The sequence below is a fragment of the Pricia antarctica genome (assembly GCF_900101815.1).
Lineage (GTDB): Bacteria > Bacteroidota > Bacteroidia > Flavobacteriales > Flavobacteriaceae > Pricia > Pricia antarctica.
Genome location: NZ_FNAO01000001.1, coordinates 42,212 through 56,903, shown reverse-complemented (window position 1 = coordinate 56,903; position 14,692 = coordinate 42,212). Strand labels below are relative to the sequence as shown.

The 14,692-nt window shown below is 45.1% G+C and carries 13 protein-coding genes; all 13 read right to left on the bottom strand.

What is annotated here, in order from left to right:
• Window position 1: 1 nt before the first annotated feature.
• The 13 genes from argH to BLT07_RS00195 all read right to left on the bottom strand — a co-directional run bounded on the left by argH (window position 2) and on the right by BLT07_RS00195 (window position 14,692).
• On the bottom strand, window positions 2-1,279 hold the full coding sequence (argH, locus tag BLT07_RS00260) for an argininosuccinate lyase (RefSeq protein ID WP_091864591.1): 1,278 nt from the start codon (window positions 1,277-1,279) through the stop codon (window positions 2-4).
• A gap of 166 nt (window positions 1,280-1,445) precedes the next feature.
• Entirely contained in the window at window positions 1,446-2,519 is a 1,074-nt protein-coding gene (locus BLT07_RS00255; RefSeq protein WP_091865532.1) for a M20 family metallo-hydrolase, read from the bottom strand.
• A gap of 2 nt (window positions 2,520-2,521) precedes the next feature.
• Window positions 2,522-3,301: an acetylglutamate kinase gene (gene argB, locus BLT07_RS00250; RefSeq protein ID WP_091864589.1), complete on the bottom strand. Its 780-nt coding sequence runs from the start codon at window positions 3,299-3,301 to the stop codon at window positions 2,522-2,524.
• 1 nt (window position 3,302) lies between these two features.
• Window positions 3,303-4,049: an SDR family NAD(P)-dependent oxidoreductase gene (locus tag BLT07_RS00245; protein ID WP_091864587.1), complete on the bottom strand. Its 747-nt coding sequence runs from the start codon at window positions 4,047-4,049 to the stop codon at window positions 3,303-3,305.
• Window positions 4,050-4,194: 145 nt separating this feature from the next.
• On the bottom strand, window positions 4,195-5,133 hold the full coding sequence (locus BLT07_RS00240) for a Rossmann-fold NAD(P)-binding domain-containing protein (RefSeq protein WP_091865529.1): 939 nt from the start codon (window positions 5,131-5,133) through the stop codon (window positions 4,195-4,197).
• Window positions 5,134-5,380: 247 nt separating this feature from the next.
• Entirely contained in the window at window positions 5,381-6,142 is a 762-nt protein-coding gene (proB, locus tag BLT07_RS00235) for a glutamate 5-kinase (protein ID WP_091864585.1), read from the bottom strand.
• 130 nt (window positions 6,143-6,272) lie between these two features.
• Window positions 6,273-7,409 (bottom strand): aspartate aminotransferase family protein, encoded by a 1,137-nt coding sequence (locus BLT07_RS00230; protein ID WP_091864584.1) that lies wholly within the window; start codon window positions 7,407-7,409, stop codon window positions 6,273-6,275.
• An 86-nt stretch (window positions 7,410-7,495) separates the two neighbouring features.
• Window positions 7,496-8,296: a pyrroline-5-carboxylate reductase gene (proC, locus tag BLT07_RS00225; protein WP_091864582.1), complete on the bottom strand. Its 801-nt coding sequence runs from the start codon at window positions 8,294-8,296 to the stop codon at window positions 7,496-7,498.
• A gap of 16 nt (window positions 8,297-8,312) precedes the next feature.
• Window positions 8,313-9,287, bottom strand: a complete 975-nt coding sequence (gene argC / locus BLT07_RS00220; RefSeq protein ID WP_091864581.1) for an N-acetyl-gamma-glutamyl-phosphate reductase — start codon at window positions 9,285-9,287, stop codon at window positions 8,313-8,315.
• A gap of 86 nt (window positions 9,288-9,373) precedes the next feature.
• Window positions 9,374-10,555, bottom strand: a complete 1,182-nt coding sequence (gene argG, locus BLT07_RS00215; RefSeq protein ID WP_091864579.1) for an argininosuccinate synthase — start codon at window positions 10,553-10,555, stop codon at window positions 9,374-9,376.
• 31 nt (window positions 10,556-10,586) lie between these two features.
• Window positions 10,587-11,207 carry a GNAT family N-acetyltransferase gene (locus BLT07_RS00210; RefSeq protein WP_091864577.1) on the bottom strand — a complete coding sequence of 207 codons (621 nt, stop codon included), beginning with the start codon at window positions 11,205-11,207 and terminating at the stop codon, window positions 10,587-10,589.
• A gap of 215 nt (window positions 11,208-11,422) precedes the next feature.
• Entirely contained in the window at window positions 11,423-12,784 is a 1,362-nt protein-coding gene (locus tag BLT07_RS00205; RefSeq protein ID WP_091864575.1) for an MptA/MptB family glycosyltransferase, read from the bottom strand.
• Window positions 12,785-13,207: 423 nt separating this feature from the next.
• Window positions 13,208-14,692, bottom strand: a complete 1,485-nt coding sequence (locus BLT07_RS00195) for a cellulose synthase family protein (RefSeq protein WP_091864571.1) — start codon at window positions 14,690-14,692, stop codon at window positions 13,208-13,210.

Here is a 14,692-nt window from a genome sequence, read left to right as displayed (position 1 = left end):
TTTAGATTTTTTTCATTTTTTCCCGAATCTGCTCCAGACACAAATTTCCTAAACTTCCTTCGTGCGTATGCTCGATATCGCGTTTGGGCGTAAAGGTTCCTTTCTGAATTTCGTGCCCCATTTTCTTATAGGCATCCCGAAAGGGCATCCCATTTTGTACCAGTTCGTTCAGGGTGTCGACACTGAACATATAATCGTATTTCGGATGGTTGACGATGTTTTTATGGACACGGATTTCCTTTAGGCTAAACGTCAAAATTTCCATACAGGCCTTCATATCCTGAATGGCGGGAACGATGATTTCCTTCACCAATTGCAGGTCGCGATGATAGCCGCTGGGCAGGTTGTTGATGACCAAAGTCAATTGGTTGGGGATGCTCTGTAGTTTGTTGCACTTCCCACGGACCAGCTCAAATACATCTGGATTTTTCTTGTGCGGCATGATGCTGCTGCCGGTGGTCAGCTCATCGGGAAAGGAAATAAAATCAAAGTTCTGGCTCATGTAGAGGCAGACATCCATCGCCATTTTCGATAGCGTGGAAGCGATACTTGACATACCGAAGGCCGTAGCTTTTTCGACTTTTCCACGGCCCATTTGGGCAGCGACTACGTTGTATTTCATCGCGGCAAAACCCATTTCCGCTGTGGTAAAACTCCGATCAATGGGAAAGGAACTTCCATAACCTGCAGCACTTCCCAACGGATTTTGGTCCGCCACCTTATACGCCGCTTCGATAAAATAGAGGTCGTCGATCAGGCTTTCCGCATAGGCCGAGAACCATAACCCGAAAGATGAGGGCATTGCTATTTGCAGGTGGGTATATCCGGGGAGCAGTACATCCTTATGTTCTTCCGCCAGTTTCAATAGCAAGTCGAAGAGTATTTCGGTCTGGGTTTTGATTTCTATCAATTCATCCTTTAGGTATAAATGCATCGCGACCAAGACCTGATCGTTTCGGGAACGGGCGGTATGGATTTTCTTTCCCGTATCGCCCAGTTTTTCCGTTAGTAGGAATTCAATTTTGGAATGCATATCCTCAAACGAGTCTTCTATTACGAAATTCCCATTATCAATTGAAGTGGCAATATGGTTCAGTTCATCTACCAAAGATTTTGTTTCATCATCCGTTAGCAAACCGATCTTACCCAGCATTTTGGCATGTGCCTTCGAGGCGATTACGTCGTATTTTGCCAAGTGCAGGTCGAGTTCGCGGTCGTTGCCCACGGTGAAATGGTCTATTTTTTTATCGGTGCTATAGCCTTTGTCCCAGAGTTTCATGAATTAATTTTTTTGTCTTCCCCGTACCTCGGCTACGCTCTGCATAAACTCCGGCGGGGAAATGGCTAGTATATCTTTGAATTCTCCTAGTATTGCGTTTGAAATGTAAAATCGGAATGTGTGATTGTGGAAATCACGTTTTATCTCACATATAATAACTAAAATCTCATGTCTTTTTCATTAAAAATCCCTCTAAGATCCGAATATACAAATCAATTCCCTCCTCAACTTCCTGAACGTAAATAAACTCGTCCGCGGAATGGGATCGTGTGCTATCTCCAGGGCCCAGTTTAAGACTTTGGCACGTCAGGGCAGCTTGGTCGGATAGGGTGGGGGAGCCATAGGTTTCCCTGCCCACGGCGATGCCCGATCGTACCAGGGGATGATCTTTGGCTATGGCCGAGGAATTTAACCGCAACGAACGTTCCTTCAGTACGCATGGCGCTTCCTTTTTTAAGATTTCCGCTATTTCGGCATTGGTATATTTGTCATTAACGCGAACGTCGATGACCAGATTGACTTGGGCAGGGACAGCATTGTGCTGCACGCCCGCATTAATTTGGGTGACCGTCAATTTGACTTCGCCCAAAGCCTCGGAGACTTTTTTAAATTTATAGTTTTTAAACCATTCAAGTACTTCGATACTTTTATAAATGGGGTTGTCTTCATTCGGATGTGCCGCATGCGAAGGCGTACCCTTTACCTGGGCGTCAAAAACCACCAAGCCTTTTTCGGCAATGGCCAATTGCATCAAGGTCGGTTCCCCTACGATTGCTACATCGATTTTTGGCAGCTGGGGTAGAAGTCCGCGTAAGCTATTATCCCCTGAACTTTCTTCTTCCATCGAGGCGACCATTAAAAGGTTATGGCTCAGGTTATCTTTGGAATAAAAATGGGTGAAAGTCGCGATCAAGGATACCAAGGCACCACCGGCATCGTTACTGCCTAGACCGTATAATTTGCCGTCCTCGATATGTGGATGGAACGGGTCTTTGGTATAGGCGGAATTCGGCTCGACCGTGTCGTGGTGGGAGTTCAGTAATAAAGTCGGTTTGCTGTCATCGAAGTGTTTATTTACCGCAAATACATTATTGATTTCCCGCTTAAAAGGGATGTCAAATGCCTTGAACCATGCTTCAATAGCATCGGCGGTGTTATCTTCTTCGGAGGAAAATGATGGTATTGAAATCAGCTGTTTCAGTAAATCCAAAGCCTTTTCCGTCAGTTGTTTTTTATCCATCTTCATAGGGTTATCGTCGTGTACAGCTTTTCATTTTGGGTCAACATCGCCATGTTTCCAATACAAACCTTGGTTACGCCATTGTTCAATGCATGAAAACAGTTGGCCATTTTCGGAAGCATTCCGTCTGCTATAATTCCCTGTTCGAGCAATTCATTATAAGTTGCGGTATCGATATGTTGAATTACCGAGCGGTCATCGGAAACATCCTTTAAGACCCCATTTTTTTCAAAGCAGTAGTACAGCGTGGTTTCATAGCGTTCGCCAAGCCCAATAGCCACTTCAGAAGCAATGGTGTCTGCGTTGGTATTCAACAGTTGCCCTTTACCATCGTGGGTCATAGCGCAAAAGACGGGCGTGAGCCCCAAGGTCAAAAGATGGGAGAGCAGCCCTTCGTTGACCCCATCGACATCGCCTGCGAAACCGTAGTCGATATCTTTTACTGGGCGTTTATGGGCTTGAATCGTATTGCCGTCCGCACCGCTCAGACCGATGGCGTTACAATTTCTTGCCTGTAATTCGGCAACTACTCTTTTATTGGTCAGGCCTGCGTAGACCATGGTTATGACTTCCAGGCTCTGTTCGTCCGTGATGCGCCGGCCACCGACCATTTTGGATTCGATGCCCATTTTTTTCCCAATTTCAGTAGCGAGTTTCCCACCGCCGTGTACCAAGATCTTAAAGCCTTCCAATTTGGAAAATAAGGTCAGGAATTGGGATAACTCTGCCTTGTTCTCGATGACGTTTCCGCCGATTTTTAGTATGGAAAGGCTTGGTTTCATGTCATGCATTTAAAATACCCCCATCAATCGTCATTGCCGTTCCCGTAATCCAAGAGGCATCTGCGGACGCTAAGAACAAAGTCAGTTTGGCTATATCATCGGGCGTACCCAATCGCTTCATCAATGTCGTATTTTTGGCATCTTCCACGGCGGTATCCTCATGTTCAAAAGCTTTTGCTGAATCCCATAAAAAAGGAGTGTCCACCGGACCCGGACAAATAGCATTGATTCGGATGTTCGGTGCATATTCGACCGCCATCTGTTTCATCAGCGCCACGGCCGCCGCCTTGGAGGCACAATAGGCCGGATGGTTCGGAAAGCTCTTGAACGCCGCAATGGAAGTGTTGATTACTATTACCCCGCTATTGCTTTTTTGCATATGTGGAATAGCATGTTTACAAAGGTAAAAAATCGAGCTAAGATTGACGTTCAAGGTCATATGCCATAGCGTTTCAGGGAGGTTTACCACATTGCCCAAGCCGAGCATTCCCGCATTCAGGGATAGCATATCCAATTGGCCGAAATTTTCTAGGGCCGCTTTCACCAGATTTTCGTTGTAAGCGGGTTCGCTAACATCACCTGCCACAAAAATGGAAAGCGGCAATCGTTCGGAAAGGGCATTTCCCCTTTCGGCATTGCGACCTGAAAGTATCAATTTAGCCCCTTCGTTTGAAAAAGATTCGGCAATTGCTTTTCCCATACCGCTGGTGGCACCGGTGATAATGCAGACTTTATCTTTTAATTTCATCTTTTTTGTTGTTCCTGTCCTTTGACTCCACTCAGGATAAACAGCGTTGGGAATCTCTCTTTATTTTCTCGGTATATCTCCGTGCCTTCTCCGCATATCGCTGTTCAACAGCTCCATCTCAGTGTCACAGAGGGAATTCAGGGGGTTAGGTTTGCTCCAACAATTTCTTTAGAACAACCTGTGCTGAAAACGTCCGGTTGTTCGCCTGTTCAATAACCAATGATTTTGCCCCATCCAGAACGGCATCTGCCACAATAACATTCCTTCGCACAGGCAGGCAGTGCATGAATTTTGCACCTCCCAATTTCTCCTGGGTCATCATCCAATCCGGATTTTGATGCAGCACTTTCCCGTAATCTGAATAGCTGCTCCAATTTTTCACATATATGAAATCGGCATTTTCACATGCCTTTTTTTGGTCGTATTCAATGGTCAATCCTTCGGTTATAGACGGATTCAATTCATATCCCTTTGGGTGGGTAATCACGAATTCTGCATCTTGCAAGCGCATCATCTCTACAAACGAATTCGCCACTGCATGCGGTAAGGCTTTGGGATGCGGGGCCCACGAAAGTACGATTTTAGGACGTTTTGTGGGATGCTGTTCAGACAACGTAATCGCATCGGCAAGTGCCTGTAACGGATGTCCGACCGAACTTTCCATATTTACGACCGGTACGGAGGCGTATGTTGCGAAGCCGTTCAAAACCTCTTCCGCCTCGTCTTTTGCCTTGTCCTTTAATCCCGCAAAAGCACGGATGGCGACGATATCACAATACTGCGAAACGACTTGGGCCGCTTCCTTGACATGTTCCGAATTGCCTTGGTCCATGACGGTTCCGTCACCGTATTCCAATATCCATCCCTCGTTGCCGAAGTTCATCACCATGACTTCCATGCCCAAGTTTAGGGCCGCTTTTTGGGTACTGAGGCGTGTACGGAGACTGTTGTTAAAAAAAAGAAGACAGAGCGTCTTTCCTGCTCCCAAGTTTTTATGGGTAACGGGATTTTGTTTTAGTTTCTTGGCTTCCTCGACCCAACCGGGCAGATTGTCGATATCTTTTATAGACAAATAGTTTTTCATCTGTTTCTTTTTATTGAACTCACTTAGACTTTTTCTTTTACCTCCGAATATCACAATTTGAGGCCCTATTCCCTCATTTTTGAAACCATAGCCCTGCAATGATATTAAAAAATGACTTCATCTGACCTCAAAAACCGACATTAACGGTTCTAAACAATACCTCTATATAAGTTCATTTCCTTTTCAGCGGTCAGATGTAATTCACCAGTATTCATCTCGGTTGGTATCAACAGTATTATGGCTAATTTTATACAGTTATTTTGGTGTGTTCGCTGTTCCCGTTCAGGGCATCGACCATGAAATTGTCTTTCAGTCCGTTTACGATCCAAGTTTCGATTCCCGCTTTCTGCGCTATCGTGGCGGCCTCGATCTTTGATTGCATGCCCCCGGTACCGTGCGAGGACTTTTCGTCACCGACTTCTTTGGCCAATGCATCGATGTCCGTAATGGAAGGTATTGTTTTAGGATGGGTATCCTTTAAGGAAACTTTGGTGTAAATGCCATCGGTATTTGTGGCGATAATCAATAGGTCGGCATGCAAAAGGGATGCGGTCAAGGCGGCCAGCTTGTCATTATCGCCGAACTGGATTTCGTCTGCCGCTACCGTATCGTTTTCGTTGATGATAGGAATAAAATTGTTCGATACCAGAACATCTATGGTATTCTTAATGTTGGCTTTTGACTTTGGATTCTCGAAATCGGAATACGACAACAGGCATTGTGCGGCAAACAGGCCCAGTTCTCGAAAACTCTCTTGGAACATACGCATCAAATGCGGCTGCCCGATAGCGGCCAAGGCTTGTTTTACATTGATTTCCTCTCCATTATGTTCTAATTTCACGAACTGTTTGGCCGCGGCAATCGCGCCCGAACTGACGACGATAAACTCATAATCGACTTTCAGCAGGGCAATCTGTCGACCGATATCCTCGATTTTTCCTCTGGAAATCTGATCGGTTTCCTTGGTCAGGGTGTTGGAGCCAATTTTTATAAGTATGCGACGTTTCAATGATTACTCTTTTGTCATTCCCTCACTTCCACTGCGCTGGGCCCAGGCTTAGTCGGGAATCTGTTTAACTAGGTTAATTTTTCACTCATCTCAATACTGCCTAACCTCTGGTTGTATAATGGCCTGATGATTATGGTGTTCCGTTTAATTCAGCTTTTAATCCCTCAAAAAAGCTATCCAAATCCCTCTCCGTAATATTCAATGCCGGAAGCACTCGAAGAACGTACTTGTCTTTGGCACCCCCAGTAAAAAGATATTGATTGTGAATCAGTCGTTTTCTTAGGTCGGCCACTTCGAAATCGAACTCCAGTCCAATCATCAATCCCCTGCCCTTTACTTTTTTTATCTGTGGGATTTCGGCGGCCAATCCTCTAAAGTAGCCTTCCAAATGCTTGGCGTTTGCGATTAGGCGTTCCTTTTCCAATACTTCTAAAACGGCCATGGTCGCGGCACAGGCCAAATGGTTACCTCCGAAGGTGGTGCCCAATAATCCATAGGATGCCTTGATATCTTCGTGAATCAAAATGCCACCGACGGGAAAGCCGTTGCCCATGCCTTTGGCAATTGAAATAATATCGGGGGTAATCCCATGATGTTGGAATCCGAAAAATTTGCCTGTTCGACCGAAACCGGACTGTACTTCGTCGGCAATCAAAATGACTTCGTGCTTTTTACACAATTTCTCGATGAGCTGATAAAATGCTGTGGAAGGTTGGTCCAGTCCGCCTACGCCTTGCACGGCTTCCAGAATAACCGCGCACACGTCCTCTTTTTTGATTTCCCTCTCAAGTGCGTCACTATCATTAAAAGGCAAAAATGTCACTTTTTGCTGCTTGTTGATGGGCGCGTTTATCTTCGGATTGTCCGTCGCCGCGACCGCCGCCGATGTGCGGCCGTGAAAACTGTTGTTAAAGGCAATAACGCGGGATTTCCCTGTATGAAAGGAGGCCATTTTTAAAGCATTCTCATTGGCTTCTGCCCCAGAATTGCAGAGAAATAAATTGTAATCCTCGCAGCTTGATAATCGACCTAATTTGTCGGCCAACTCTTCTTGTAGCGGGTTTTTCACGGAATTGCTGTAAAATCCAATTTTGTCGAGCTGATCTTTCAAACGCTTTATGTAATGCGGATGCGAATGTCCGATGGAAATCACGGCATGCCCGCCATAGAAATCGAGATATTCTTGGCCTTTGTCGTCGGTTACGACGATACCTTTGGCGGAAACCGGGGTTACATCGTATAATGGGTAAACATCGAATAATTTCATAGTATCTTGGCTTTGCGCCCGGCGCTCTTCGCCACGCGCAATTCGTATTTTTTATTTAGCGATAAGCGTAATTTGCATAGCAATTATCACAACTGCCCTTCTTGAATGCGACTAATTTTTTCGTAAGATGCCACAATTCCCTGAATCAGCGACGAACTTAGCCCTTGATGTTCCATTTCGTTAAGGCCTTGTATCGTGCATCCTTTCGGGGTGGTCACCTTATCGATTTCCGCTTCGGGATGGCTGCCGGAGGCAATCAGTAGGCTTGCCGCACCGTTGCAGGTATGCATGGCCAGTTCTTGCGCTTCCTTGGCATCGAATCCTAACTGAATGGCGCCTTGGGTGGTGGCGCGGATCAGGCGCATCCAAAAGGCGATACCGCTGGCGCAGATGACCGTTGCGGCCTGCATTTGTGGCTCGGGAATTTCCATCGAATGGCCCATCCTGTTGAAAATGGCCTTTGCCAGTTCTATTTTTTTCTTGCCCTTTTCGTTACTACAGATACAGGTCATCGATTGCCCTACCGAAATTGCCGTGTTGGGCATACTACGGATAATATTGTGTTCTGTTCCGATTATCGACTCCATCTTTGCAATACTGAACCCGGTTATCGTGGAGATGACCACGTGCTTTTCGGTTAGCAGATCTTTAGTATCCTCTAAAACGGACTCTAACTGACTGGGCTGCACCGCCAAGATCAAGATATCGGAATTTTGGACCGCTTCGCGATTGTCGGAAGTTACCGTTACATTGCCGTACTTCTCAAAATCCTGAATTTCCGATAGGTTCCGCTTGGTCAAATACATGGTCGTCGCGCCGTTGGAATTCAAAATGCCCTTGGCTATGGACAAGCCGAGGTTTCCGGCCCCGATAATGGCTATTTTCATGGTTTCAGTTATTTAGTTAAAAAACGCCGGCCTTCAATTGCAATCCTTCACTTTCTTCAAATCCGAACATTAGGTTCATATTCTGCACCGCCTGCCCCGAAGCCCCTTTCAATAGGTTATCGGTCACGGATGTAATTAATAGGATATCTTCATGTTTATGCAAATGGATATGACAGTTGTTTGTATTCACCACTTGTTTTAGGTAGATGGGTTCTTCGGAAATATGTGTGAAAACCGCATCGCTGTAGAAATCTTTGTACAATCGGATGGCTTCTTCTTCACTTCCTTCAAACTTGGTATAGGCGGTGGCCAAAATCCCCCTTGTAAAATTCCCGCGGTTGGGCAAGAGAAACAGTTCCCCTGAATCGGATTGTAGGGATTTTAAGCTTTCGTTGATTTCCCCCAAATGTTGATGTGTAAAAGGCTTGTACCAGCTCACATTATTGTTCCGCCAGCTAAAATGCGAGGTCGCCGACGGACTTACGCCTGCACCGGTGCTTCCGGTGACGGCGTTGATATGAACGTCGTTAGTTAGAAGTCCCGCTTTGGCCAGGGGCAGCAATCCTAATTGAATGGTAGTTGCAAAACAGCCGGGATTGGCGATATAATCCGCTTTTTGGATATCCGATCTTTTAAGTTCGGGAAGGCCGTAAACAAATTTCATTCCCTCGAAAACAGCATCCTCCTGTAACCGGAAATCGTTGCTGAGATCGATAATCTTAGTGGTATTGGAAAAGTGGTTCTCCTTCAAGAATTTTGAGGAATTACCATGTCCCAAACAGAGAAACACCACATCTACATCGGGATTTATACTTCCTGTAAACTCCATTTCAGTCGACCCTAATAAATCAGGATGCGCCGTAACCAATGTCTTCCCGGCCCGGGTCGTGCTGAACACAAAATCGATTTCCGCTTCGGAATGGTGCAGGAGAATTCGGATCAATTCTCCACCCGTGTATCCTGAACCGCCTATTATTCCTGCTTTGATCATAAAAAAATGCCTTTTTTGTTCTTACCGCCCTTCGAATGCAATCTTGCCCATGTGGGTCTCGCCTGCGCTCGACCTGACAACGACTATCAATTCTTGTTCACATGGTTGTATATCTTCCCGGAATTCGACAAAATTTTGATAAAGCCCTTGGCGTCATCGGCCGACCAGCCTTTATTGATTTCACCATAGCTTCCGAAGGAGGCGTTCATCAAATCATGTTCCGATGATATTCCGTTGAGTTCGAATCGGTAGGGGTGGAGCGATACATACACATCGCCAGAGACGTTTCTTTGGGTATCGGTCAAAAAAACTTCGATATTCCGCATGACCTCGTCGAGATAGTTGCCCTCATGAAGCAACATCCCATAAAAATTGCCCAACTGTTCTTTTTGGAACTGCTGCCATTTGCTAAGGGTATGCTTTTCCAATAAATGATGTGCTTTGATAATAATTAGCGACGCCGGTGCTTCGAAGCCCACCCGCCCTTTAATGCCGATAATGGTATCACCTACATGAATATCGCGGCCGATGGCATACTTTGATGCGAGCCTCTCAAGCTTGATAATATTCTCTACTGGAGTAGCTTGTTCACCATCGATACCGACCAGTTCCCCTTTGTCAAAAGTCAGCTTTATTTCAGAGGGTTCTTTTTCCTGCAACTGACTTGGATACGCAGAATCGGGCAGCGGCTTCTGCGAGGTCAAGGTTTCTTCGCCCCCCACCGAGGTACCCCAAAGTCCGCGGTTGACGGAATATTTGGCTTTTTCCCAAGCGTAATCGACACCGTTCTGCTTTAGGTATTCGATTTCGGCTTCCCTCGATAAGGTATTGTCCCTTATAGGGGTTATGATTTCGATTTCGGGGGCAATAATTTGGAAAATCATATCGAACCTTACCTGGTCGTTGCCTGCGCCCGTGCTGCCGTGGGCGATGTATTGTGCACCTACCCTTTTGGCATAGTTTACGATTTCGATAGCCTGTACGATCCGTTCCGCACTTACCGATAAGGGGTAGGTGTTGTTTTTCAACACATTGCCGAAGATGAGGTATTTGACGACTTTGTCGTAAAAGTAGTGTACCGCATCGATGGAAGTATAGGAAGTGGCTCCCAATTGCAGTGCTTTTTCTTGGATGTCGGCGATTTCTTCCTTTGAAAATCCACCGGTGTTTACGCTTACGGCATGGACTTCGAATCCTTTTTCCTTCGATAAGTATTTGGCGCAGTACGAGGTGTCGAGACCGCCGCTGTATGCTAGAACTAATTTCATGTTTTATTTTTTAAAATTGGTATCTCGTGTTTTATTTCGACTTTTTCTTCAAAAACAAACTCTCCTTGATACTTTTCAATCTTTCAAAAGATTTACTGTTCGGTTTTTTCCTTTCCTCTATTTTCGATTTTGCGTTCGGGTCGTACAGCATGCCTGTACAAAGGCACATTTTCCGTTCAGTTCGGGTAAGTATGTCGAAATTCTTGCAGGTTTGGCAGCCTTTCCAAAATTCGGGATCGTCAGTGAGTTCCGAAAAGGTGACCGGTTTATAACCCAGTTCGTAGTTCATCTTCATGACGGCCAGACCGGTGGTAATCCCAAAAATTTTAGCATTGGGAAATTTTTCACGGGAAAGTTCGAAAACCCGCTTTTTTATTCTTTTGGCCAAGCCTTGGTTTCGGTAATCGGGGTGTACGATCAAGCCTGAATTGGCGACAAATTTCTCATGTCCCCAAACTTCGATATAACAGAAACCGGCGAATGTGTCGCCGTCCAAGGCGATTATCGCGTTCCCGTTCTGTAATCTTTTTTGGATGTATTCGGGGGTGCGCTTGGCGATGCCGGTACCGCGTACCTTGGCCGACTCGGCAATGGTGTCGCAAATGATCTGGGCGTATTTAAAATGGGTTTCGTTAGCAATTACGATTTTCATTGCTATGACAATTTAATGGTAAATAAATAATGTTTTCGGAGTTGAGCGGAAATGGACTCACCTATTTCCATAGAAGTATACGCACCCTTACGGGCGACGGCGTGGAGAAAAAGAACGAACGGGAGCAGGGATGCTGTTCATGCTTGCTATGTGATTTTGTTCTTTCATTGAATTTCAAATGTACAAGAATACGTCCAAACTACAACAATTGAAGCCTAATTTTTATGAAAAATCGGTTTTTGCCGCTTTGGATTGAAGATTTCATAGGCTAAGAATCCGAATACAACAAAATATTCAAGGGCAAGCAACCAAAGGTTTTCGGTAAAGGCCGGATTGGAATAGGCAAAATAACTGAGCACTACCACCAACGACCAAAGTACCGCGAAACGGTATTGCGTGAAAACGCCGAGCAAGACCAAGAAAATGATATACCACGGATGCACCGTGGCCGAAAGCAAATAGTACAGCGTCAAGACCCACAGCATGGACGTTAACAGTACGGCCAGATTTTGGTTTTTGCGAAAAAAAGTAACACCCAAAACCGCTAATATGGTCAGTATCGGAACAATCTTCCCGTAGGTTTTTATCAGCTCCCAAGGCTTGCCGTCGAAGGCGATGGCGATTTGTTTAACGCCGTTATACAGTCCTGCATTGAACTCAAAATTGGAGAACCAGAGTCCTATAGTCTGGGAATAATTGGCCAAGAAATCCGGGGAATAAAACGGAAGGAAACACAAAATGCAGATTGCGCCGACCAACAGATAGAAAATGAAACTCTCTTTAAGTCCAAGATATTTCAGGAAAAGCGGCAGGAACAGTAGCGGCACCAATTTAATAGCGATGGATAGGGCGTACGGTACAGCGGCCAGCATCCATTTTTTCTGCGATAACAGGTATAGCGCCCAAACGAAAAAGAAAAGCATAACCCCTTCAAAATGAAGGTTTCCCGTAAGTTCTGTGATGACCAGAGGGTTTAGGAAATACCAGAAAATAAGGTGTTGAGGGCGGTTGAGGTGTTTCAGAAGCTTTCTTCCGAAGTAAACAATGCCGATATCTCCCAAAATAATTACGGTACGCATAACCAGTACCGAAGCCATGATGCTTTTTCCGCCTAGCAGAGCGGCCAAGCCGAAAATCAGTTGATTGAAGGGCGGGTAGTTGCTAAAATGTTTCGCGCTCAGCTCGCCCATTCCGTTGTAAAGTTCCTGGGCGTTGGGAATGATCAAATCTTTTTGTTGGATAAGAATGTCGGGCACCTCTAAATACGGATTGATGAAGTTGGCGACCAAATGGCCATCCCAAATAAACCGATAAAAATCCTGTGAAAGATTGGGTTCGGCCATTAGAAACACCAACCGGAAAAGGATGCCAATGACCAATAAAAATTTCAGGTTCCACTTTTCGAACTGGATAATCCGAAGGCAAAGAAAGAACAGCGCAGCAAACAGGGCAATCAGTTTAATGAAATCGATACGCACCAGATTGTAGGCGAAAGTATAGTAAAAAATCAGGGTCAATAGCGCCAATGCAATGGGGACTTTGTGCAACTTTAGGTATGTGGTGAGCTTGTTGGGCATTTGGTCCGGTCTTTCTGTCGGACGAATTTAGGGGTTTTGAAGGAATTTAAATTCATTTTAAATCTGTATCCCGTGTATCTGGATGTTGCTTTGGTGCAAAAATCGTCAGGATATAGATTTTCTTGGAATCGATTTCAGCCCATTATCGGTGTTTCAGGATGAAGGTTTCACATGCCGTTGTCAATCCCTGCTCTATTTGTTCGGAAGCTTCCTTGATATCATTTTGTTGATTCGGGGGATTTTTATACCCAAAGCCCATAACTTTTGCTTTACCAACCTTTTTCCAAGTAACTTCAAAAACAGCAATACGCCTCCGGATTATTGAGAAATGAGTTGATCACGGAGTAATGTTAGGTTTCCTCTTAGGTTACTTCTTTTCGATGCAATGCTCTGGGATGAGAGGTAAGACATTGCAAATCATTTTCAAGCCCGCGACGTCAATGACTTGGTAAACACGAATCCAAAACCCATAAAAAGCATTAAGTGAAACGGAAAGAGTCCGAAATCATTGAGCGGAATGGCGCTGTACATTCCAAAGAGAAAATATACCATCAACAAAGCCTCTAAAATCATGTTCGGCGACAGTTTTTTGGCGAGGTATTTATTGCCTTTCCAGCTATTGGTCAAATTGTCGAGGTTGAACTTGGGCGTACGAACAAATTCGCTCCGCTTGCCCCAGTGGCCTTCGAGCACGGCGATGGAGTTGTGCAGGGAGAAACCCAAGGCGACGGAGAAAAAGGTAAAGAAAATCTTGATATAATCCACAAAATTATCAAAACTGCTGCCCTGTATGCTTTTATAGGTAAACCAGTAGCAGACGAACAGTATAATGGTACTCAGCACAAAAAAACTAAGCAACGAAAACACAATGTCGAACTGCGGGTAAATCGCCTTGATATACATGGCTGGGATACTCAACAAGGACACGAGAAATACACACAAAAACATCGAACTGTTCAATAAATGCATCACGCCATGAAACTTGGTTTTGAACGATATGTTCTTGGCCGACACAACACTCCAAACGGATTTTCGGAAGTTCTCTGCTCCGCCCTTATTCCAACGAAACTGCTGTGAACGTGCTGCACTGATGACCACGGGAAGCTCGGCAGGCGTTTCGACATCCTCCAAATATTTGAACTTCCAATTTTTTAATTGAGCGCGGTAGCTAAGGTCCAGATCTTCGGTCAGCGTGTCACCCTCCCAGTTGCCGGCATCGAGAATACAATTCTTGCGCCAAATACCTGCGGTACCGTTAAAGTTGATAAAATGGCCCTTGGCATTTCGGCCTACTTGCTCCAAAGTGAAATGGGCATCAAGGGCGAACGCTTGAATACGGGTCAAAGTGGAATAGTCTCTATTGATATGCCCCCATCGGGTCTGCACCACACCGATTTCCGGATCTTTGAAATAGATAACCGTTTTTTTCAACCAATCGCTGGCGGGCAAGAAATCGGCGTCGAAAATGGCGACGAACTCCCCTTTGGCCGTTTCTAAGCCTTCCTTTAAGGCGCCTGCTTTAAAGCCTTGGCGATTTTCGCGGCGTATATGCTGGATGTCGAGTCCGGTCTCCTGTAAGTCTTTTACCCATTTTGCAGTATCTACAACCGAATCATCAGTAGAGTCGTCCAAGACCTGTATTTCGAGCTTACTTTTTGGATATTCGATTTTAGCGATATTTTCAAGTAGGCGTTCCATTACATATTCTTCGTTGTAAACGGGAAGTTGAATGGTTACATAAGGAATTTCCTTAGCGTCTAGAAGATTGAATTTCGGTGCGGTCTGATCTTGGCGTTTATAGCTTAAGTAGTTGACCAAGAGGTTCAATTGTGCCAAACTATAAAAGAATATCAACAGCAAGGCTATGCTGTAAATGGCAAGTATAATATATGAAATAATCAATCCCAT

What these genes read in the sequence shown, in the direction of transcription:
- argH (WP_091864591.1), bottom strand. Translation starts at nt 1,279, where the DNA reads ATGAAACTCTGGGACAAAGGCTATAGCACCGATAAAAAAATAGACCAT.
- BLT07_RS00255 (WP_091865532.1), bottom strand. Translation starts at nt 2,519, where the DNA reads ATGGATAAAAAACAACTGACGGAAAAGGCTTTGGATTTACTGAAACAG.
- argB (WP_091864589.1), bottom strand. Translation starts at nt 3,301, where the DNA reads ATGAAACCAAGCCTTTCCATACTAAAAATCGGCGGAAACGTCATCGAG.
- BLT07_RS00245 (WP_091864587.1), bottom strand. Translation starts at nt 4,049, where the DNA reads ATGAAATTAAAAGATAAAGTCTGCATTATCACCGGTGCCACCAGCGGT.
- BLT07_RS00240 (WP_091865529.1), bottom strand. Translation starts at nt 5,133, where the DNA reads ATGAAAAACTATTTGTCTATAAAAGATATCGACAATCTGCCCGGTTGG.
- BLT07_RS00230 (WP_091864584.1), bottom strand. Translation starts at nt 7,409, where the DNA reads ATGAAATTATTCGATGTTTACCCATTATACGATGTAACCCCGGTTTCC.
- proC (WP_091864582.1), bottom strand. Translation starts at nt 8,296, where the DNA reads ATGAAAATAGCCATTATCGGGGCCGGAAACCTCGGCTTGTCCATAGCC.
- argC (WP_091864581.1), bottom strand. Translation starts at nt 9,287, where the DNA reads ATGATCAAAGCAGGAATAATAGGCGGTTCAGGATACACGGGTGGAGAA.
- argG (WP_091864579.1), bottom strand. Translation starts at nt 10,555, where the DNA reads ATGAAATTAGTTCTAGCATACAGCGGCGGTCTCGACACCTCGTACTGC.
- BLT07_RS00210 (WP_091864577.1), bottom strand. Translation starts at nt 11,207, where the DNA reads ATGAAAATCGTAATTGCTAACGAAACCCATTTTAAATACGCCCAGATC.
- BLT07_RS00205 (WP_091864575.1), bottom strand. Translation starts at nt 12,784, where the DNA reads ATGCCCAACAAGCTCACCACATACCTAAAGTTGCACAAAGTCCCCATT.
- BLT07_RS00195 (WP_091864571.1), bottom strand. Translation starts at nt 14,692, where the DNA reads ATGGGATTGATTATTTCATATATTATACTTGCCATTTACAGCATAGCC.